The following is an 18268-nucleotide window of genomic DNA, read 5'->3' on the forward strand; positions in this document are numbered from 1 at the left end:
GTCAAGCACTGCGGACCAACGGACTGCGCCCGTAGCTCAACGGATAGAGCATCTGACTACGGATCAGAAGGTTGGGGGTTCGAATCCCTCCGGGCGCACCAAATCTCAGCCGCCTTCGGGCGGCTTTTCTCGTTTTCTACTCCGTGGGTTGGGCAAACCCGGTAGTGTTCTGAAATATGATCAAAGCGATTCTCACCGCCATTCTGCTATTCATCTCCTCGCTGTTTTCTAACGCGGGCTCCTCGGAGCTGGCGGGGAGCTCGGAGGCGTGGGGGCTAAACGTCGCCCAGCACGGCATCATCACGGACGCACCCGGGGGACTGGTTGAAGCAAACGATGAGCAGATGGAACATATCACTGCTTTCAGGTGGGAGTCTGCGGCGAGCCCAGAGGATTTCTCCTTGAATTTCCAGGACCAGAGGGTGTGGTTGCCCTGTAACGGCGGCGACTTCACCTTGGTTGATGGCGGCGTGGAGCTCAGCATGTTGACGGATAAGGCCTGCCCTAGAGGAAAAGTCGACCTTCCCTTCATTATGTTCCTGTCCGAACCGGCGAAGGTGAAGGTGGACCCCGATGCCTCCGCAACCCCTGAGCGCATTAACCTCGTGCGGGATGGAAAGGCCATTGCGCTTAGCCGCTGAGACGCATATCGCGCAGCGCTGAAAACGCGCACAAGTAAGAATGCCGGCCAGAGCCACTGGTTGGTCGGTGGGGAGGGATACAATGATGCCCATGATTCAAGCGATTCTCTCCGCTATCCTGCTTTTCATTTCCTCCCTCTTCTCTTTTGCTGGCTCCTCGGAGCTGCCGGGGAGCTCGGGCATAGCGGAAGCTGGATCCTCGCAGCGCAACATTGTTACTGGCGTGCCCGCAGGCCTGGTCACCGCCAATGCGCAGCAGATGGAGTTCGTGGTGAATTCCGAGTGGGAGTCCGCGCAGCAGCCGGATTCCTTTCGCGTGAACTTTAGGGATCGGGTCGTGCAGTTCTCCTGCGATATCCTCAGTTTCCACTTTGAGAGCAGCGGAGATGGTCAGCTAGAAATCACTCGGGATTTGAGGTTGGACAAAATCTGCTTTGGCACGCAACCTGACGGGGCCATCATGAAACTTCTTGCAGGTCCAGTAACGGTGATGGTGGACCCCGATGCCTCCGCAACCCCTGAGCGCATTTACCTCGTGCGCGATGGCAAAGCTATCACGCTCACCCGCTGAGACGTATATCACGCAGCGCTGAGTGAAATGCAGAGCTGAAAACGCACACAAATAAGAAGACCGGCCAGAGCCACTGGTCGGTCTTTAAACGTTTTCAACTGCAAGGAGATGAATAGGTGTCAGCGCGCGCCCGAATAGTGGGCCTCGATATTGCTCGTTCCTTGGCCATCATCGGGATGATTATTTTGCACATGGCCAACCTGGTGTGGAGCGCCAAAGTGGTGCTCTCCGGGCTGCCGGCGGCGGGCTTTGCCATCATTGCAGGTACCACGATGATGATCCTTGCCCGCGACTATTCGCTGCGAGTCTTCCTCAAGCTGGTCGCCCGTGGCCTGATAGTCATGCTCATCGGCGTGGCCCTGCTACCTGTGGGCGGTGAGATTCAGGTGGTGCTCGTCGTGATGGGCGCGGCCATGGCTCTCACAGCTTGGTTGCCGCCGCTCGCCACCGGCTGGAAGGTCCTGCTCTTCGCGCTGGCTACTGCGGGCGCCACGGTGCTCTACGCGCCGTACACCCTCCCACAGGTCTACCCCCTCGTGGCGTTCCTGGCGTACATGGTGGCGGGCATGCTGCTTTACGACGTCTACCTCACCCGCCCCACCCGCATCCAAGCCGTTGTGACCGCGGTGGCCGTCGTCGTTGCCGGCATCGGCCTGTGGCAGCGCTTCAACCCGGATATTGCCGGCTGGCTGCGCTTTACCGGACATACGGGTGTGCTTGGTGAAATCCTTCTCTCCGTGGCAGTCACCGCGGTGGTGTTGCACCTGTGCCTGATTATCGGCCGTCAGTTGCCACGCTTGACCTTCCCCTTCGCGGCATTGGGCTCGATGTCGTTGACAATCTATATCCTGCACATTCTCACCGCACGCTACTGGCAAGCACACGTCTCACTGCACAACACCATGGCGGCACTGGGCTTTGTGCTCGCGTTCTTGGTGCTGAGCGCGCTGTGGAAGAAGTTCTGTGGAAAGGGCCCGGCCGAGAGGGTCGTGGCCTGGGCAATCAAGGAGGTGGCTGCGTAATGGTGGCACGAAAGATAACTGCTGTTGTGGCCAGCTCTCTGGTCGTGGGGCTAGGCGCTGCGCCGGCCATGGCCTTGGAATTCGCCCAGCCCGCACTTCACTCGGAGGAAAGCGCTGCCGTGGCTGCGCTGCGTATGGGCAAGATCGGAAACTTCGGCGATTGCACCGGCACGCTGGTGGCTGAGCAGTGGGTGCTGACCGCCCGCCACTGCTTGGAGTCCGTCAACAACGAGGGCTCGCAGGCCCGCTTTGGCCAGGGCAAGGACACCCGTGTCTATGACGTGGACTCCTGGGCTGTTTCACCGACTATCGACGCCGGCCTCATGCACCTGACCGAGCCCGTCAAGGGCATAAAGCCAGCCAAGCTCGCGGACGCTGTCCCCACCGCCGGCGAGAAAGGGCACTTCTATGGCTGGAGTAGTAGCTCCCGCATGGCCCGCAAGGGCCAACTGCCGATGGCTGAGATGGAAGTAGGCGAACTGCTATCCGGCGGTACCCCGCCGGCAAGCCCAGACGAGTCTGGCCAGAAGATGACGCCGGTGGCTCCGGGCGATTCCGGTGCCATGGCTCCTGGTGACATGGCAGTGCCTGCTCCCGGTGGAATGGTCGCTCCCGCCCCTGGTTCGTCCGACGCGCCCCAGGTGATGGAGGGCGGCGACATGCCAGAGATCGCTGTTGGGCCCGATGGCGCGGAGAGCATTCCGGCCGGTGAGCTTGGGGGAGTGGGGCCGATGATTGCCGCTGCCATCATGGATGTGAAGTCCCTCAACGGCGAGGGCATGCAGGGCGGCGACTCCGGCGGCCCATTCTTTGTCGACGGTCGCCTCGTGGGCGTGGCCACGGCTGGTACATCGAATGCGGACCCGGACCTACCTTCCCCAACAGCGGCGATTACGTCCGTGGTCGAAGTCCGCGACTGGATCGAGGACGTCACCAGCGGCCGTGATACCGACGGCGTCCTCAACGCCGATAACTCCCCGGCGCCGCCAGCAACGATGCAGGTCAGCGCGCCCGCAGCTCTGACAGCCGGCGTGACTGGGGTGGTGGGCCTGATCGTGCTAGCCATCGCTTCACGTTTGCTTCGCCGCAAATCTGGTGCTGAGCGGGGTAGCAACTAGGCTGTTTCTCCATGAAGGAGAAACTCGTTCCGTGTCTCATCGCTGGCGCCATCCTCGGCGTGGTCTTGTGGCTGGCCTCCGGCATGCTGTGGTTGTTGCCTGTGGGCCTAGTGGCGGGCCTCGCGGGCTACCCGCTGCTTGGCATCACGCGCGATGAGTCCCAAGCCCGCAAGCGCCGCGACGACACCTTCCGCGACTAAGCGCCCCGCACCGCCCCACGCCACCGCACTACGCCGCTTCACAGCCGGTCACCAGATGGCACCCCACAAAAGGCTTCACTCAGAAGTCTCCAGTCAAAAGGTTCCTCTGGGGGCAAGTAAACCTTCTGCAGCCAGGTAGAAGGTTCGTTTGGGGGCAAAGAAACCTTTTGACTGGAACCAGGTGAGGGGAACCCGTTGAGAACCGCCTGCTAGGAAAGAAAGTCAGGCCTAGAAGCCCACCGGCGAGTTAGAAAATCTCGATGCGCCCGCCCAAAGACTCGGTCTGGCGCAGCTGCGCCACCCAGTTCGGCGCACCCGGGTGCAGCCGCAAGACCGGGCGGGAAGAAATCTTCACCGGGGAGACCGATTCCTTCCGAGCACCTGATCGGGCTTCGATGCGGGTGCGGGCGCGGAAGCCAGCGTCGGCAAGCGCGGCGATGGAAGGCTTATCCGAGGCCAGCGATTCGCGCGCATCCTGCAGCAACTCAAGAGCCTCGTCGAGGGCCTGGACCAGTGCCGGTGCATTGGTCTCGCACATCTGGCGAACCAGATCCGGGCGAGTGCCCGCCACGCGGGTGCCGTCCTTGAAGGAGCCGGCCGCGAGGGACTGCGCCAGAATGCCGCCATTATCGCCGACCACCGCGAGGGTCTCCGCCAGCACGTGCGGCAAGTGCGAAATGCGGGCAACCGCGGCATCGTGGTTCGCCACGCGCACCGGAACCGCCTCCGCGTGAACCATCTGGGTCATGCGGACCACGTCCGCAAAAATGTTCTCCCACTCGGCGGGGATGCGCTCGCCGCGGGCCTCGCACTCGGCGGCATAGTCATAGGTGATAACCCAGGCAGCGCGGTTGAACAGCCCGGTGTGGGAGTTCTCCCAGCCGGACTTGGAGGTGCCGGCCATGGGGTGGCCGCCCACATAGCGCGACTCCATGTTGCGCTCCACAATGAGCTGGCGCACCTCGGTCTTGACCGAGACCACGTCCGTCAAACCGCAGCTCGGGGCGTGTGCCTGGATGGCGTCGAGGACCGAAGCAACCGCATCCATGGGCACCGCGATGACAATAAGTGCATTGTCGGCTTCAGCTCGGTGCAGGATGGCCGGCAGATCATCGGTGACGTCGTAGCCCTGCTTAATGGCCGTTCGCGCACCAGAGGTGGAGTGGTTGTAGCCGTACACGGAATGGCGTGCAGCAGCTAGGTCACGCAGGAGGGAACCTCCAATGAGACCGAGGCCGATAATGCAGACGGGGCGTTGAACATCTTGAGAACTCACGGTGACAATTGTGGCACAACCCGACTAATCTGACGAGGTATGAGCCACGACGATCTGTCCTTTGCCATCACCGTCGCCAGTGCCGAAGGCGGCTGGGTGATTCGCCCTTTCAAGGATGACTTCACCGACGTCAACACCTCCATCAAAGCGGTGCGCAACCTGCGTTCCGAGGGGGCGGCATTCGCGCTGCTGTGCGTGGAGGATGACTATTTCGTCGTCGTGCGCCCGGTGCCGGGGGATGTGCGCATGCTGCTTTCCGACGCCACCTACGCCTCCGAAGACGACTTCGCCGCGGATTTCCTAGACCTGCGCGATCTCGAGATCCCGGATCTGGACGAAGACGAGTGGGAGGACGCCGACCCGTACGGTGACGGCGATTTCGATATCTTCGCGGACCTCGGCCTCGATGAGGACCAGGTGGGCTACATCATCGACAACGATGAGGACTGGCCTTCCGATATGCTCCTGCGCATCGCCGGCGAGCTGGGTTTTGGCGATGAGCTGGAGGATTTCATCGACGGCCTCGACTCGGATGACTCTTAAACCAGCAGCGGGGCTGGTGCGCGCAGAGGCCCGCATGCGCCGCGCCCTGGAGGTTGCGCGCACCACGCCGGCGGGGGATATCCCTGTGGGTGCCGTGCTTTACGACGCCTCCGGCAACGAACTCGCCACCGGCGTTAACCGCCGCGAGCAGCTCAATGATCCCACCGCGCACGCAGAGGTGGAAGCCATCCGCCAGGCGGTGCGCGTGCATGGCGATGGTTGGCGTCTGGAGGGCTGCGAGCTGGTTGTCACCCTGGAGCCCTGCGCGATGTGCGCGGGCGCGATTCAGGCTTCCCGGGTGTCTTCGGTGGTCTTCGGGGCCTTTGAGCCGAAGACGGGGGCGTGCGGTTCGCTGGTGGAGGTATTGCGCGCCCCGGGCGCCCTCCACGTTCCCGAGGTGCGCGGCGGTGTGCTGGAGGAGGAGTGCGCGGAGCTGCTCACGGGCTTCTTCGGGGGTCTTCGCGGCAGCGGCGCTTAGCCCTTGAATTGGTTAGTGACCCCGGAGCCACCTTCCGATTCGCGTGTAGGCTGGGTGGCCCACGTGAGAGAAGTAGAGAGTAAGGAGAAAACCATGGGTGATTTCGAGAACAAGAAGGACGAGTTCGTTGGCAAGGCTAAGGAAGCCGCTGGCGGCCTGACCGATAACGAGAAGCTGGAGAATGAGGGTAAGGCCGACCAGGTCACCTCCGAGGCTAAGCAGAAGGCTTCCGACGCCGTTGAGGGCGTCAAGGATAAGGCCAACGAGGTCATCGGAAACCTCAAGGACTAATTCCTAGCCTCAAATAGCTGAATCGCTGTCCTCGCCGCCTAGCGTGGGCAGCGATTTTGTCGCTCGGGATGACTCCCGTAATCTGGAACGCGGTGGCGTGTCCGAGCGGCCGAAGGTGATCGCCTCGAAAGCGATTGTTGGGTAACCCCCAACCGCGGGTTCAAATCCCGCCGCCACCGCCACATCCGGCACTCCAGTTCTTAGCTCTGGGGTGCCGGTCTTTTTATGTTTTAGAAGCCAGCCCGCCCTCTATCAACATCTCTTTGGAAATCCAGCGCGGCTTGGCGTGTCTCGGGGTCGTGGTCTTCCGTGCGTTTGTGAATCCGTCGGCTCATCATGCCTGCTGGGATGGCAATGAGAAGGATGGCCGCGATGGCAACGATGACGAAAGTGGACATGGGGTCTCCTAAAGCACTTCAGCGGTTAAAACTTTGACTGGACAGGGGGATGTACCCTGACTCTCTATAGTTAAATACTATGATGTGTAACATTATAAAATGTTGAGGTCGATGAATAGTCTTTCTTTTAAATCTACGTTCTCGCTCGTCTTCGCAGCCGCTGTCGTTTCCGGGTTAGGTGACGGCCTCATCCCGATTGCTTTTGCGCTTCAGGCACACCGAGTAGATCCGTCGGGGCGCGGCTTGACGGTGGTGCTTATCGCGCTGTGGGCGGGCCGTTTCCTTAGTTCTTTAGTGGTCCGAAAGCTGCCGCCACCTCACCGGCCAGTGACCTGGATGCTGGGTAGTGATGTCGTTCGGATGCTGGCACAGTGGGGACTTGTAGCGTGGGTGGTTGCTCGCGGCGATTCCATTGCTGCGTTCGCGCTCTCAAGCTGCGTGTACGGTTGTGCCTCGTCATTCTTTGGGCCAGCAAGGTTTAGCCTCTTGTCGCAGCTGTTTTCCGATGAGCAGCGCACTCGCGTCAATGGAACCCTGTCGATGCTCGGTGATGTGCTGTTTATCGCCGGCCCCCTCATCGGTACTGCCGCAGTGCTCACCTTGGGATTTAACACGGTATTACTCATCGACGGCGCCACTTTCCTCGTGGCCATGCTCTTTGTTCTTCCGTTTCTCTCAGTACGTAGCGAACCAGCAGGAGAAAGCTCTAATAGCGCAGCGGCTGAACCAGAACCGGACAGCGCAGGTTCAACGACTTCGAACGAGCCTCTTGCGTCCCCAACGCTCCCGAGCTGGGTGCGGGTAGGGCTCGGCACCTGGCTGGTCGCGGCAGTGGTCAACGGCTTCCTGGGAAGTGCTGGCCCTACATGGATTATGAATACTTTCGACGAAAAGTCGTGGGGGTTTATGGCAACTGCGCTTGCGGTCGGTTCGCTGCTTGGCTCAGCCGCAACAATTCTGAAGGCATTAGATCGGGTGCGCTTTAGCACCTTGCAAATCCTGATGCTGATTCTTCTGGCCGGGCAGATCCTGGCTTTGGCATTCTCCTCTGTCTTCGTGCTCATCGCCGCAGTTGCTGCTGCTGCGTCCTTGTTGATGACTGCGGCAGGCATTGCGTGGGATTCTCTCGGGCAGTCTTTGGGGGATGATGGTCTGGTGCATCAGTTCGCTACGAAGGATCAGCTGGTCTTTACCGCCGGTACCCCACTTGGAATGATTCTTTTCGCGGCACTTTCTTCTCATCCTGGTGTTGCGGCGGTTGCCTTGGCAGCTGCGTTGGTAGTTGCAGCTGTTGCGTCGTCCTTGCCCGTGGCGCGTTCGCCGCGTACTGCAGATATGGCTGAGGGTGCTGTTCCTTTGTAATGAAGTAGGTACACATCGCAGGTGTGCAATTGGCTATGTGCGAGCTTAGGCCTCATTGAATTGTCTAGCCATGATTACTTGTGGATCGACGACCACCGAGCTCAGGCTCATCAAGAAGTAGAACAAATTTTGTTTGTCCACATTGGATGGGTCAATGCAGCAAGCAGCCTCTGCAAGGGCAGAAACCTTGCCATAGTGGATAATCAATTCATCTGGTTCTTGGTCAATGTGTGCTTGATGGGTTCTCTCATCACTCGCCTTGAGCCATCGCTCCGCGCTCTCGAGATTTTTGGAGAACTCGGATTCTCTAAGTCGATTAATGATTTCCGGAGGAATCTCTTCGAGGAATGGAGCAGACACCGCGAGGAATGTCTTAGCCATCACTTCCAATTTCGATGAATCGCCCGTCAAACTTAGGGTTCTGGAGATGACAGGATCAAACCGAAGGTGGTGGTCCTCTAATGAGGTCAAGATATACCTACTCCCTTTGAACTGGCTCAAGTAGTTTGTCGTTTGCTCGTGCGATGTCTTCATTTAAGGAGGCCGAAAGCCCTTGGTCTTGGGACTGTAGTTTGGATTGCTTGGGATTCCCTAGGAAAAACTTTGGGGGATGATGGTCTAGTGCACCAGTTCGCTGCGAAGGATCTGCTGGTCTTTACTGCCGGTACCCCGCTTGGAATGATTCTTTTCGCGGCGTTTTCATCTCATCCTGGTGCCCAGCTGGGCGTGCTGTTGCGACCGTTAGGGCTTCACAGCCCAACTGGTTAAACTGGTGCACATTCGTGTCCACCACCAAAGCTTCCGCGAGCAATAATCGCGCATGTGAAGGGGAATTTCCGTGGCAAAGCTGCTCTACCACCTAGGCCGCTGGTCTTACATCAACCGATGGAAGGTCATCATCGCCTGGATCTTCATCGTGGCGGCTGCAGGCGGAGCGACCTTGAGCTTGATGAAGCCGATGACCACGGAGTACTCCATCAGCGGCACGCCCGCTATTGATGCCACCCGCCGCGCGGTGGAGCTCTTCCCGGAGAACGGTAACCCGGCCAATGCGCCGTCGGTCAACCTCGTCTTCAAGGCCCCGGAAGGGCAGAAGCTCAGCGATCCGCAGAACAAAGAAGCTGTCGAAGATGTGGTGCACCACATTGCTGAAGGCCTTGATATCCCAGAGGGCAGCCAGCAGCGCTGGGGTAACCCGCTTGAGGTATCGCCGACACTTCAGCAGCAGGTCATCGAGCAGTTCACCTCCATGGGCTTGCCGGAGGAGACCGCGCGGGCGGATGCCGACAACCTGGCCATGGTCAATGCCGATGAGACCATCGCCTACACCACCTTCGACTTCGATGCGGAAAGCCCCTATTCGGTAGACCCAGCGGATAAAGACGTGGTCCATGAAGCCATGGATATCGGCCGCGCGGCGGGTCTGGAAGTAGAGGCCGGCGGCGCAGGCTTCGGTGATGAAATCCAGGTCAACTCGATTTCTGAGGTCATCGGCCTCGCCGTGGCGTTTATCGTCCTCATCATTACCTTCGGTTCCTTGGCTTCCGCGGGCATGCCGCTTATCTCCGCGGTCGTGGGCGTGGGCCTAGGAGCGATGGGCGTCATGATAGCGACCCACTGGATGGAGCTCAACAACCTCACCCCGGTGCTGGCCGTCATGATTGGTCTGGCCGTGGGCATCGACTATGCGCTGTTCATCATGTCGCGCTACCGGCAGGAGCGCTCCCGCATGGATGGGCCGGATGCCGCCGGCATGGCCGTCGGCACAGCGGGTTCCTCGGTGGTCTTTGCCGGTGCCACGGTCTTCATCGCGCTCTTCGCTCTGCTCGTGGCGCGCATTAGCTTCCTCACCGCCATGGGCCTGGCCGCTGCGGGCACGGTCTTCATGGCAGTGCTCGTCGCGCTGACCTTGGTGCCCGCGATGCTGGGCCTGCTCGGTGATAAGGCCTTCGCCGGGCGCATCCCCGGCGTGGCCGGCAACCCCACGAAGCGCCGCCCGCGCCGCACGAAAGCAACGATGGGCAACCGTTGGGTGCGCACGGTGCAGCGCGCCCCTGGCATCGTCATGGCCTTGGTGGTGCTCGGCCTCGGAGCCTTGACCGCCCCGGTCCTGCACATGGAGCTGGCCCTGCCAGCGGATACCACCTCCAACCCGGATACCACCCAGCGCAAGGCGGCGGACCTGCTCTCCGAAGGCTTTGGCCCCGGCATCAACGGCCCCTTCCTGGTGATCGTGGATGGCGCCAACGCCAACCCGGAATCCGCGGCGCTACAGCCCTATATCCAGGGCCAGGAGGGCGAGGAAGACGAGCAGAAGAAGGCCGCGCTTTCCTCCTTTATCTATTCCGTGCAGCGCCTGAACCAGGTGGGCGGCGTCAAGCACGCCCAGCTGGTGGGCATGAGCAAAGACATGAAGTCCGCGCAGATCATGGTCAGCCCCACCACAGCGCCAACGGATGAGGCCACGATTGGCACCGCCTCCGCCTTACGCACGGCTAGCGCGGAGCTGGAGGATGCTACCGGCGCCGAGATCGGCATGACGGGCCTGACCGCGGTGCAGCTCGATATCACCGAACGCCTTGAAGGGGCCATGGGGCCATACCTCGCCATCGTGGTGGGCCTGGCTATCTTCCTGCTGCTGGCGGTGTTCCGCTCCATCTTGGTGCCGTTGGTCGCGGGCCTGGGCTTCCTGCTCTCCGTCGGCGGCGCCTTCGGCCTGACCGTGCTTGTGTGGCAGGACGGCCTCACCGGCCTGGTGCCCGCGCCGGGCCCGCTGATTTCCTTCATGCCCATCTTCCTCATCGGCGTGACCTTCGGCCTGGCCATGGACTATCAGGTCTTCCTGGTCACCCGAATGCGCGAGCACTTCTCCCGCTTCCCGCAGGGCAGCGGCGGGAAGTACAGCAAGTACAACGCCAATGATGAGGCCACCATCGCTGGCTTTACTGCCGGTGCCCGCGTGGTCACCGCTGCGGCCATCATCATGATTTCCGTCTTCGTGGCGTTTATCAGCCAGCCCCTGCCCTTCATCCAGATTTTCGGCTTCGCGTTGGCGGCGGGCGTGCTTTTCGACGCCTTCTTAGTCCGCATGTCGCTTGTCCCCGCCACGATGTTCCTCATGGGGCATACCACCTGGTGGATGCCGAAGTGGCTGGACAAGCTGATCCCGCAGCTGGATATCGAGGGCACCGCACTCGAGGAAGAATGGGAGCGCAAACACGCGGCAGCATCCCGTGAAGCAGAGGATAAGGCAGCGCAGCCCGTAGAATAGTTCCCTATGACTCACCCTAAGCCGCAGCTTGAGACCGATCTTTCCTTCGACGTGAAGAAGGGGCTGGACTTGAGCGGTCCAGCACAACCGGGAAAGCACGGCCGCACCGGCGTTATCCATACCCCGCACGGTGATATCCAAACCCCGGCCTTCATCCCGGTGGCCACCAAGGCCACGGTGAAGACGCTGACGCCGGAACAGATCCGGGCCACCGGCGCCCAAGCCATCCTGTCCAACGCCTATCACCTTTACCTGCAGCCGGGCCACGACATCGTGGACGAGGCCGGCGGCGTGGCTACCTTCGAGAACTGGCACGGGCCGACGTACACCGACTCGGGCGGATTCCAGGTCATGTCCCTGGGCGTGGGGTTTAAGAAGGTCCTGGCCATGGACGTGGCGGACCTGACGGACTCCGACATCCGTGCGGCCAAGAAGGAGCGCATGGCGCACGTGGATGAGGACGGTGTGGACTTTAAATCCTTCATCGACGGCTCCACACACCGCTTCACCCCGGAGGTCTCCATGCAGATCCAGCATGGCTTGGGTGCGGACATCATGTTTGCCTTCGATGAGCTCACCACGCTCGTTGATACTCGCACTTACCAGGAGGAGTCTGTCGAGCGCACGCGCCGCTGGGCGCAGCGCTGCCTGGATGAGCACGACCGCTTGACACTTGCCCGTGGCCCGCAGAAACCGCGCCAATCCCTGTGGGGCGTGGTGCAGGGCGCGCAGTACGAGGACCTGCGCCGCCAGGCCGCGCGAGGGCTGGTGGAGCTCTCCGATCGCGCCGAGGCGAATGGCCGACGCGGCTTCGGAGGCTTCGGCATCGGTGGCGCGTTAGAGAAGGAGAACCTGGGAACGATTGTGGGCTGGGTATGCGATGAGTTGCCCGTCGATAAGCCCCGGCACCTGCTGGGTATCTCTGAACCGGATGATATTTTTACCGCCGTTGAGGCTGGTGCCGATACTTTCGACTGCGTGGCGCCGACCCGTCTGGCGCGCCGCGGTGGTGTGTACACCCTCGATGGCCGTATGAATCTCACCAATGCGCGTTTCAAGCGGGACTTTGCTGGCGTGGACGAGGAATTCGGCGGCTATGTCTCGGAGAACTACTCCCGCGCCTACATCCATCACCTGCTCAAGGCCAAGGAATTCCTGGCGGGAACGCTGTGCACCATCCACAACCTAGAGTTCATGATCCGCCTGGTGGATAACATCCGGGAGTCCATCGACGGCGGTTATTACGAGGCCTACCGCGATGAATTCCTGGGGCGCTATTACGCCAAGTGACCGGTGACGATCACGTTGTACTCCAAGTCAGTGCTGCCGTCTACCGCACAGGCGATGAGTACGATGCGCCCGGGAACCTCGGTATTCATCAGGTCCGCGTCGCTTCCTAGTTGTTCCTTATCAACTAGGAAGGCGTTATCCACGATCCACTCGCGGCCCTCACCACCCTCGGAGGTCATGCGGATGTGGGAGCCGTTGAGGATGGGCGTCGTAAAGCGCTGCACCTGCGCCCCGTCGAGGCCCTCCACGGTGGTGGGGTTGCTCAGATCAACGTTGGCGGTGACCACCTCGGAGAAGGGGTTGAACACCAGTTTCTGCTGGCCCCAGGCATGGCCCAAGACGTAGGTGGTGCCCTGCTCCGCCGTGGCGGGGGACTCGCCCCAGTCTTGCACCCAGCGCACCATGGTCTCCTGCGGGCCGGCCGGGTTGAGGGGCACGATGAAGGGCATCGAGTCATAGGTCGCGCCCGTGATTGTGGCCGGGCCATCCATCTCAAACGCACCGGTCAGGGCTGGTGCTGGGCCTTCATTGAGTGGCGGCGGGGTAGGGGTGGCGCTGGGTGCGGTGCTTGGCGACGCCTCACCGCTCACCGTCGTCGTTTCCGGTGCCGCGTCGCTCGTCGTTGCGGGCGACGCGGTGGTTTCCTCTGTATCCGAGCACGCCACAAGATTGAAGGCTGTGGCCAGGCCAAGGATGGGGAGGAGGGAACCTCGCAGATGCTTATGCATCGTAGATGTCCTTTAAGATCTCATCGAGGCTAAACCGCTCGCCGGAATCCTCTGCCATTGCTGCGCGCAGTTCCTGAAGGTCGTAGTAGTCTTCGACCCGTTCTAAAAGCGCTGCGCGGGCAGAAGCAGATATCGGACGGCCTTCACATGCAGCCATTTTATTCTCCTTTGCTCCTGTGAATGCATCGTATTACGCAAGTTGGGTGAAGGGAAGAGAGAAATAGACCCCCTCAGCACAGTGCGTGCCAAGGGGGATTCGGGACGGGTCGCTCCTACTGAGGCTGTGTTGCCGTTGTGTTTCCGGCCTCGTCGATAGGTGCGTAATCCTCGCGGCGCTTAACCCAGGAGATGACCAGCGTGGTCAGCGGAAGCATGATGACCTCGCAGGCGGTCTTCCAGAGGAAGCCCACGATGACGTAGTTCAGGAAGCCACTGAAGGAATCGATGCCGATGACGGGCGCTGCGATGGCGCAGAACAGCAGAGTATCGCCGAATTCGCCGACGACGGTGGAAGCAACAAGGCGGCCAATGAGGCCCTTCTCGCCGCTGCGGGCCTTCATCTTCACCAGGGTGAAGGAATTGAGCAGCTGGCCTACGACATAGCCGACGAGGGAAGCCAGAAGGATCTGCGGAACCAGGCCCAGCGTGGCGGCGAAGGCTTCCTGACCTTCGTAGAAATCAGCCGCGGGCAGCCAGATTGCAATATAGAAGGAAACTGCGGCCAGAAGCGCCATGGCAAAACCGATGTAGACGGCGCGGCGGGTGGACTTGAAGCCGTAGCACTCAGAGAGAACGTCGCCCACGATGTAGGCGAGAGGGAAGAGGAAGAAGGCGCCATCGGTGATGAGTGGGCCGAGCTGGACGCCCTTCGTGGCGTTGATGTTCGAGATGAGGAAGGTAACGACGAACACCGCGACCAGCCACGGGTACAAGGTGGAATGTACCGGGATGAATCGGATGCTCTCGCCACCGTTTGCGGTGGTTGCGGTTGCCGATTGAGTTGTCATGGCTCAGCATTTTTCCATGAAGATGGGGGAAGCAGAAATGGGGGAAATTGATTCCCGTCAGGTGGGGAGTACTCCCATTCCTCCTCGTTCCTTAAGAAAGAGCAGTTGAGCTGCACCTTTCTGGGAAGCAGTTCCGGTAGTCCACCCATAAAGATCTGTGAAGTGGGCAGAAAAAACGCTCCTAGTGTGGCATTCTTTTGCTTGCAGTGTTTTTGTGTTCCCTGCACGTTACCTGTCTACTGTGCCACGGCGCGCGCTCGAAGAGATTCGGGCGCGTTCGAATTTCGGGGCTACTGAAGGTCAGGCCGTGTCAGGGGGTGCGGCTACCTTGGTTCTCGTCCTTAAGTCACCGGCTGGTCTTTTCGCCTTCTGCGCCTTGCGATGGAGTAGGTAGAGGCTAGTCGGTGGCATAACCTCGCATTAGGGAAGGTCATCGATATGACGTTTGGTTCCCCAGGCTCGTCACCACAGTTCGGCGGGCGCCGCCACAGGGGGCTCCCCAGCCAGGCACAGGGTCCGGAAACAGTTCTGGCTCTGGGTTTGGCGCGCCCGGTGGACCTGGCGGATTCGGTGGCTTTGGCGCACCGAATCCTGCGCAGAATCCCGTACAGAAGCCTTCCTCGGGTTCTGGGTTTGGCCAAGGTTCCGATTCGGGTGCCAGTGGCTCCTTCGGCGCGCCGGGCTCGCCGGATGGCTTCGGCCAGTCTTCCCCGGCGCCGGACTACCGCCGCCAGGTGGCAACACCCACGGGCCCCACGAAGGGACCGTGGCCGCTTCTCATTGCAGCGGGCGTATCTGCGGTCATTGCGCTGATCCTGTTGATTGTCGCCCCGCTCGTGGCGGCCCCTACGCAGGTCCTGTTCTTTGGCCTGGCTATTGGCGGCTGGCTTCTGGCTGGAATCGTGTCCTTTATTCTCTTGGGTATTTACACGTTGAAGAACACGCAGCGCCAGGCTGAGACGTTTTATGTAGAGGACACCACGCAAACCTTGCTGTACCGCCTCATCATGGGTGGAAGCTTTGTCCTTGTCATTGTCGCTGCGGTAGAAATCGCCTTCTACGTAGGAAAGGCGGTTGGCGTCTAATGAAGAATCTCACTCGTGTACTTGCCCTGTCCGCAGCGATGGCACTCGCCGGATTCGGCGGCAGTTTGGGAGCGGTGGCGCAGGAAGCTCCTCCGGCCCCAGATGCCCCCGCGCCGGAGGCTCCTGCACCAGAGGCCCCGGAAGCTCAGCCGGAAGAACAAAACGGGGAGAACCCAGAAGACCACGGCGGGGAGAATCAGCCGCCACAGGAGCACGTTGAGGGAATCGGCTCCGAGTCCGCGCTTTCTGAGGTCTCGCAAAAGAACCTCTCTGATTTTGGCTCCTGCATCGCCAGCGAAAAATCTGCGGACCTGTTGTTCGTTCTTGACCAGTCGGCCTCGCTGGTGGGCTATGAGGGATCGAAGCCGACGGATGCTGATTTTTTCCGCGTTGATGCCACGGCGGACATCGTCAAGCAGCTGGCCAACCTCGGGGAGGACAATGGCGCAGACATCAACGTCAAGCTCGCTGGTTTCGGCTCCGAGTACTACAGCGATCCGGCTGACTATGGCGGGTGGACCAATGTCTCCGGCAATGGGGATGCTCTCAAAGGCGAACTGGACAAGTTCCGACAGGAGGACCGTGTTGCGGATCTAGAGACCAACTATGGCGCGGCCTACAAGGGAGCACTCAAGGAACTGGCTTCCCACCAGGGCAGCAGCTGCCGCGCCATCGTGTTCTTTACCGATGGCAAGTACTACACCGATGCCGAGGCTCATGATCTCCAGGGAGCGCAGGACAAGCTCTGTGAGGTTAATTCCTCTGTCACCGCGTTCCGCAACTCCAATATCCGCCTCTTTAACGTGGGCCTCGTGCCGGCTGCGGAAGCACAAGATCAGGTCCGCCAGCTCACCCGCATGGCGGAGGGCGAAGACTGCGGCCAGGGCGCCCCTAACGGTGCTTTCTTCGACGCGGGTGAGGATCCAGCGGCGCTGTTCGCAGCCTTCCGTAACCTCATCCCCACCTCGGGTGGTGTGACCAAGGAGGGAAACCTCAAGGACCAATTCGATTTCGTCCTCGATAACTCCGTGTCCCCAGTGCGATTGTCGGCGGTGCCGAAGAGCTCGGTTGGGGAAGGAGAGCTCATCCCGACTCTGACTGGGCCCGATGGTGAAACCGTTGAGCTCAAGCCTGATACCACTCACGTAGCCGGCGCGAAGGTCTCCGTGACGGAGAACAGCAAGCTTCCAGGCATGGTTGATATCGCGATGGAGAAGGACGGCGACCCCTGGGCAGGCGCCTGGACTTTTGGCTACAAGGTGGCTGAAGGGACTGACGGTGAGTACCTCGCGTCCGTCGTTATGGTGCCGGGCCTCAACCTGGACCTCAAGACGGAAGACGGCTCTAAGGTGGAAGGCGGCATCAACTCGGACCAGGTCCTGAAGGGGCAGTTGGTCGATGGCCAAGGCGAGCCGCGCACGCTGGAGGGCGAAGGCACCCTCCACGCCGAGTTCGTACCGGAGGATGGTTCCCCGGTCACCCTCGTGGACAATGCGCCCATCACGGATGGGCAGCCAGTCGACATTCCGCTGGACCAAGTGGAAAACGCGGCATCCGGTCAGCTGGTGACGCGCGTGGAGATCACCACCAAGGGCACCGATGAGCGCCCAGGCTCGAAGCTGGATCCCATCAACGCGGAAACGCCGCTGACCGTTACCCCGGTTAATATGCCGACGGTGGGCTCGGCGCAGACGATCACCATGACGGAGAAAGAAATTACCGTCGATGTCCCCGTGACCGGTCCCGGCAAGGTCTGGGTAGCAGACCAGACCGTGGATTCTGCTGACGGTATGCTTCCCGCAGGAGTACCTTCCGTTTCCGTGAGCTCCAAGCACAACTCTGAGGATTCCGCGCTGGAGCTTTCCAAGGATGAGAAAACGACCATCCCGGTGACGGTGAGCGTTGAGGAGATGGCGGATGGCCCGCTGCGCGTGGAGCCGGTGATTAACCTGCAGTCGGCTGAGGATAACCAACAGCTGGAGCTACCGCTGACGCTGCAGGGCTCCATGAGCGCGCCATTGAACAAGTCCGCGTTCGGTCTGTCCTTCGTCCTTGCGGTTGTGCTCGCGTTGCTGATCCCCCTGGGAATTCTGTACTTGATGAAGTGGATTAGCGGCCGCATTCCGGAGAAGCCGCGCATGTTTGCGAAGACCATCCCGGTCAAGCGCGATGGCGCGAACCTCATACGCACCGATAATGGCCGCCCATTTGCGGTGTCCAAGGACGAGTTCCAAGGTGCCGTTCCGGTGGAGACCTCTGCACGTTCTGTTCGCCTGGGTGGCAACGACGCCAAGGTAAAGATGGGCCTGAGCCCCTTTACCGCCGCCCACGTGGAGGTTCAGCGCGATGGCACTATCTCCGGTAAGGGCAAGAAGTCCGGATACCGCGCAGTGCTGCCACTTGCTGTGCAGAACACGTGGTTCTTCGTGGGCAACGCGAAGGACCGCAACTCCGGAGAGATCGTCCTGACTGTCGATACGCTGGCGCAGGCCAGCGCGTACGACGAGATGTCCAAGGAGATCAGCCGCCAGGCCCTGCAGCTCTTCGACCAAGTGGAATTCCCCGCCGAGAAGTCACAGTCGCAGACACCGCCGCAGACGCCGCCGCAGGCGGGCCAGCCTGGCCCGCAGCCGCCGAATGCCCCGCAGAGCGGACCACACCCTGGCCAACCACCTACGCCGCAGCGCGGCCCGCAGAGTGCTCCCCGCAATGGTGCGCAGCAGCAACCGCCGCAGCACGGAGGCTTTGGGCTGTCCCAGCCATCCGGTCCACCGAATCACGGCCAGCCAGGGCCCACAGGCGGGCCAGGGCGCCCCGGCTTTGGCGGTGGCCCCAACGTTGGTGGCGGATCCAGCTTCGGTGGAGGCCCCGGTTTCGGCCCGCCAGGCCAGCAGCGACCGAACAATCCTGGTAACCCTGGTAACAATGGCGGCTGGCCCCCGAGCCCGGGATTCGGATCCCAGGGCTAAGCCGGTTGAGCAGCACAC

Annotated in this window: 19 protein-coding genes and 2 tRNA genes; 15 read left to right on the forward strand and 6 right to left on the reverse strand. The window is 61.0% G+C overall.

Annotated elements, in window-relative coordinates; all coding sequences use genetic code 11:
* The first annotated feature begins 25 nt into the window (after nucleotides 1–25).
* The 6 genes from FME68_RS09050 to FME68_RS09075 all read left to right on the forward strand — a co-directional run bounded on the left by FME68_RS09050 (nucleotide 26) and on the right by FME68_RS09075 (nucleotide 3552).
* A tRNA-Arg gene (locus tag FME68_RS09050) sits at nucleotides 26–101 on the forward strand.
* A 75-nt stretch (nucleotides 102–176) separates the two neighbouring features.
* A complete protein-coding gene (locus tag FME68_RS09055; RefSeq protein ID WP_158397343.1) occupies nucleotides 177–641 on the forward strand; it encodes a hypothetical protein in 465 nt (154 codons plus the stop codon).
* A 91-nt stretch (nucleotides 642–732) separates the two neighbouring features.
* On the forward strand, nucleotides 733–1212 hold the full coding sequence (locus FME68_RS09060; RefSeq protein WP_158397345.1) for a hypothetical protein: 480 nt from the start codon (nucleotides 733–735) through the stop codon (nucleotides 1210–1212).
* 116 nt (nucleotides 1213–1328) lie between these two features.
* Nucleotides 1329–2234, forward strand: coding sequence for an acyltransferase family protein (locus tag FME68_RS09065; protein WP_328287793.1), 906 nt, complete (start codon nucleotides 1329–1331; stop codon nucleotides 2232–2234).
* Nucleotides 2234–3352, forward strand: a complete 1119-nt coding sequence (locus FME68_RS09070; protein ID WP_158397347.1) for a trypsin-like serine protease — start codon at nucleotides 2234–2236, stop codon at nucleotides 3350–3352. The genes FME68_RS09065 and FME68_RS09070 overlap by 1 nt, the downstream gene beginning before the upstream one ends.
* A gap of 11 nt (nucleotides 3353–3363) precedes the next feature.
* Complete coding sequence (locus tag FME68_RS09075; RefSeq protein ID WP_010188398.1) at nucleotides 3364–3552, forward strand: hypothetical protein; 189 nt, start codon at nucleotides 3364–3366, stop codon at nucleotides 3550–3552.
* Nucleotides 3553–3799: 247 nt separating this feature from the next.
* Here the strand turns inward: FME68_RS09075 and FME68_RS09080 are convergent, their stop codons facing one another.
* On the reverse strand, nucleotides 3800–4828 hold the full coding sequence (locus FME68_RS09080) for a prephenate dehydrogenase (protein WP_046648856.1): 1029 nt from the start codon (nucleotides 4826–4828) through the stop codon (nucleotides 3800–3802).
* Between the two features lie 39 nt (nucleotides 4829–4867).
* Between FME68_RS09080 and FME68_RS09085 the strand changes: the two genes are divergently transcribed.
* The 4 genes from FME68_RS09085 (at nucleotide 4868) to FME68_RS09100 (ending at nucleotide 6322) form a co-directional block, all read left to right on the forward strand.
* Nucleotides 4868–5371 (forward strand): tRNA adenosine deaminase-associated protein, encoded by a 504-nt coding sequence (locus tag FME68_RS09085; protein WP_046648855.1) that lies wholly within the window; start codon nucleotides 4868–4870, stop codon nucleotides 5369–5371.
* Nucleotides 5372–5405: 34 nt separating this feature from the next.
* The gene (locus FME68_RS09090; RefSeq protein WP_046648879.1) at nucleotides 5406–5849 is read left to right on the forward strand and encodes a nucleoside deaminase; all 444 of its coding nucleotides are present in this window, start codon (nucleotides 5406–5408) and stop codon (nucleotides 5847–5849) included.
* Between the two features lie 93 nt (nucleotides 5850–5942).
* Nucleotides 5943–6140 (forward strand): CsbD family protein, encoded by a 198-nt coding sequence (locus tag FME68_RS09095; protein WP_046648854.1) that lies wholly within the window; start codon nucleotides 5943–5945, stop codon nucleotides 6138–6140.
* 91 nt (nucleotides 6141–6231) lie between these two features.
* Nucleotides 6232–6322 (forward strand) — tRNA-Ser (locus tag FME68_RS09100).
* Nucleotides 6323–6370: 48 nt separating this feature from the next.
* Here FME68_RS09100 and FME68_RS13055 read toward each other — a convergent pair.
* Nucleotides 6371–6538, reverse strand: coding sequence for a hypothetical protein (locus FME68_RS13055; protein ID WP_168166986.1), 168 nt, complete (start codon nucleotides 6536–6538; stop codon nucleotides 6371–6373).
* 111 nt (nucleotides 6539–6649) lie between these two features.
* On the opposite strand from FME68_RS13055, the gene FME68_RS09105 reads away from it, so the two are divergent.
* Nucleotides 6650–7900: an MFS transporter gene (locus tag FME68_RS09105; protein WP_070516304.1), complete on the forward strand. Its 1251-nt coding sequence runs from the start codon at nucleotides 6650–6652 to the stop codon at nucleotides 7898–7900.
* Nucleotides 7901–7945: 45 nt separating this feature from the next.
* Here FME68_RS09105 and FME68_RS09110 read toward each other — a convergent pair whose 3' ends face one another.
* Nucleotides 7946–8281: a hypothetical protein gene (locus FME68_RS09110; protein ID WP_158397349.1), complete on the reverse strand. Its 336-nt coding sequence runs from the start codon at nucleotides 8279–8281 to the stop codon at nucleotides 7946–7948.
* Nucleotides 8282–8738: 457 nt separating this feature from the next.
* Between FME68_RS09110 and FME68_RS09115 the strand changes: the two genes are divergently transcribed.
* Together FME68_RS09115 and tgt are read left to right on the forward strand one after the other, a co-directional pair.
* Nucleotides 8739–11171, forward strand: coding sequence for an MMPL family transporter (locus FME68_RS09115; RefSeq protein ID WP_328287794.1), 2433 nt, complete (start codon nucleotides 8739–8741; stop codon nucleotides 11169–11171).
* 6 nt (nucleotides 11172–11177) lie between these two features.
* A complete protein-coding gene (gene tgt, locus FME68_RS09120) occupies nucleotides 11178–12461 on the forward strand; it encodes a tRNA guanosine(34) transglycosylase Tgt (RefSeq protein WP_158397351.1) in 1284 nt (427 codons plus the stop codon).
* On the opposite strand, the gene FME68_RS09125 is transcribed toward tgt, so the two are convergent.
* The 3 genes from FME68_RS09125 to FME68_RS09135 form a co-directional block, all read right to left on the reverse strand.
* A complete protein-coding gene (locus FME68_RS09125; protein ID WP_158397353.1) occupies nucleotides 12449–13189 on the reverse strand; it encodes a sortase family protein in 741 nt (246 codons plus the stop codon). The two genes, tgt and FME68_RS09125, sit on opposite strands and share 13 nt — an antisense overlap.
* On the reverse strand, nucleotides 13182–13346 hold the full coding sequence (locus tag FME68_RS09130) for a DUF6290 family protein (RefSeq protein ID WP_158397355.1): 165 nt from the start codon (nucleotides 13344–13346) through the stop codon (nucleotides 13182–13184). Before FME68_RS09130 ends, FME68_RS09125 begins: the two co-directional genes overlap by 8 nt.
* 115 nt (nucleotides 13347–13461) lie before the next feature.
* Nucleotides 13462–14196, reverse strand: a complete 735-nt coding sequence (locus FME68_RS09135; protein ID WP_158397357.1) for a queuosine precursor transporter — start codon at nucleotides 14194–14196, stop codon at nucleotides 13462–13464.
* A 734-nt stretch (nucleotides 14197–14930) separates the two neighbouring features.
* Here FME68_RS09135 and FME68_RS09140 point away from each other — a divergent pair.
* Together FME68_RS09140 and FME68_RS09145 are read left to right on the forward strand one after the other, a co-directional pair.
* Complete coding sequence (locus FME68_RS09140; RefSeq protein WP_046648877.1) at nucleotides 14931–15281, forward strand: hypothetical protein; 351 nt, start codon at nucleotides 14931–14933, stop codon at nucleotides 15279–15281.
* Nucleotides 15281–18250 carry a VWA domain-containing protein gene (locus FME68_RS09145; protein WP_230308951.1) on the forward strand — a complete coding sequence of 990 codons (2970 nt, stop codon included), beginning with the start codon at nucleotides 15281–15283 and terminating at the stop codon, nucleotides 18248–18250. The genes FME68_RS09140 and FME68_RS09145 overlap by 1 nt, the downstream gene beginning before the upstream one ends.
* Nucleotides 18251–18268: the final 18 nt, after the last annotated feature.

The organism is Corynebacterium hiratae (assembly GCF_009708045.1).
Lineage (GTDB): Bacteria > Actinomycetota > Actinomycetes > Mycobacteriales > Mycobacteriaceae > Corynebacterium > Corynebacterium hiratae.

Bases quoted from the DNA above. Each gene is read 5' to 3' on its own strand.
- FME68_RS09055 (WP_158397343.1), top strand. From the start codon at position 177: ATGATCAAAGCGATTCTCACCGCCATTCTGCTATTCATCTCCTCGCTG.
- FME68_RS09060 (WP_158397345.1), top strand. From the start codon at position 733: ATGATTCAAGCGATTCTCTCCGCTATCCTGCTTTTCATTTCCTCCCTC.
- FME68_RS09070 (WP_158397347.1), top strand. From the start codon at position 2,234: ATGGTGGCACGAAAGATAACTGCTGTTGTGGCCAGCTCTCTGGTCGTG.
- FME68_RS09075 (WP_010188398.1), top strand. From the start codon at position 3,364: ATGAAGGAGAAACTCGTTCCGTGTCTCATCGCTGGCGCCATCCTCGGC.
- FME68_RS09085 (WP_046648855.1), top strand. From the start codon at position 4,868: ATGAGCCACGACGATCTGTCCTTTGCCATCACCGTCGCCAGTGCCGAA.
- FME68_RS09090 (WP_046648879.1), top strand. From the start codon at position 5,406: ATGCGCCGCGCCCTGGAGGTTGCGCGCACCACGCCGGCGGGGGATATC.
- FME68_RS09095 (WP_046648854.1), top strand. From the start codon at position 5,943: ATGGGTGATTTCGAGAACAAGAAGGACGAGTTCGTTGGCAAGGCTAAG.
- FME68_RS13055 (WP_168166986.1), bottom strand. From the start codon at position 6,538: ATGTCCACTTTCGTCATCGTTGCCATCGCGGCCATCCTTCTCATTGCC.
- FME68_RS09105 (WP_070516304.1), top strand. From the start codon at position 6,650: ATGAATAGTCTTTCTTTTAAATCTACGTTCTCGCTCGTCTTCGCAGCC.
- FME68_RS09110 (WP_158397349.1), bottom strand. From the start codon at position 8,281: ATGGCTAAGACATTCCTCGCGGTGTCTGCTCCATTCCTCGAAGAGATT.
- tgt (WP_158397351.1), top strand. From the start codon at position 11,178: ATGACTCACCCTAAGCCGCAGCTTGAGACCGATCTTTCCTTCGACGTG.
- FME68_RS09125 (WP_158397353.1), bottom strand. From the start codon at position 13,189: ATGCATAAGCATCTGCGAGGTTCCCTCCTCCCCATCCTTGGCCTGGCC.
- FME68_RS09130 (WP_158397355.1), bottom strand. From the start codon at position 13,346: ATGGCTGCATGTGAAGGCCGTCCGATATCTGCTTCTGCCCGCGCAGCG.
- FME68_RS09135 (WP_158397357.1), bottom strand. From the start codon at position 14,196: ATGACAACTCAATCGGCAACCGCAACCACCGCAAACGGTGGCGAGAGC.
- FME68_RS09145 (WP_230308951.1), top strand. From the start codon at position 15,281: ATGAAGAATCTCACTCGTGTACTTGCCCTGTCCGCAGCGATGGCACTC.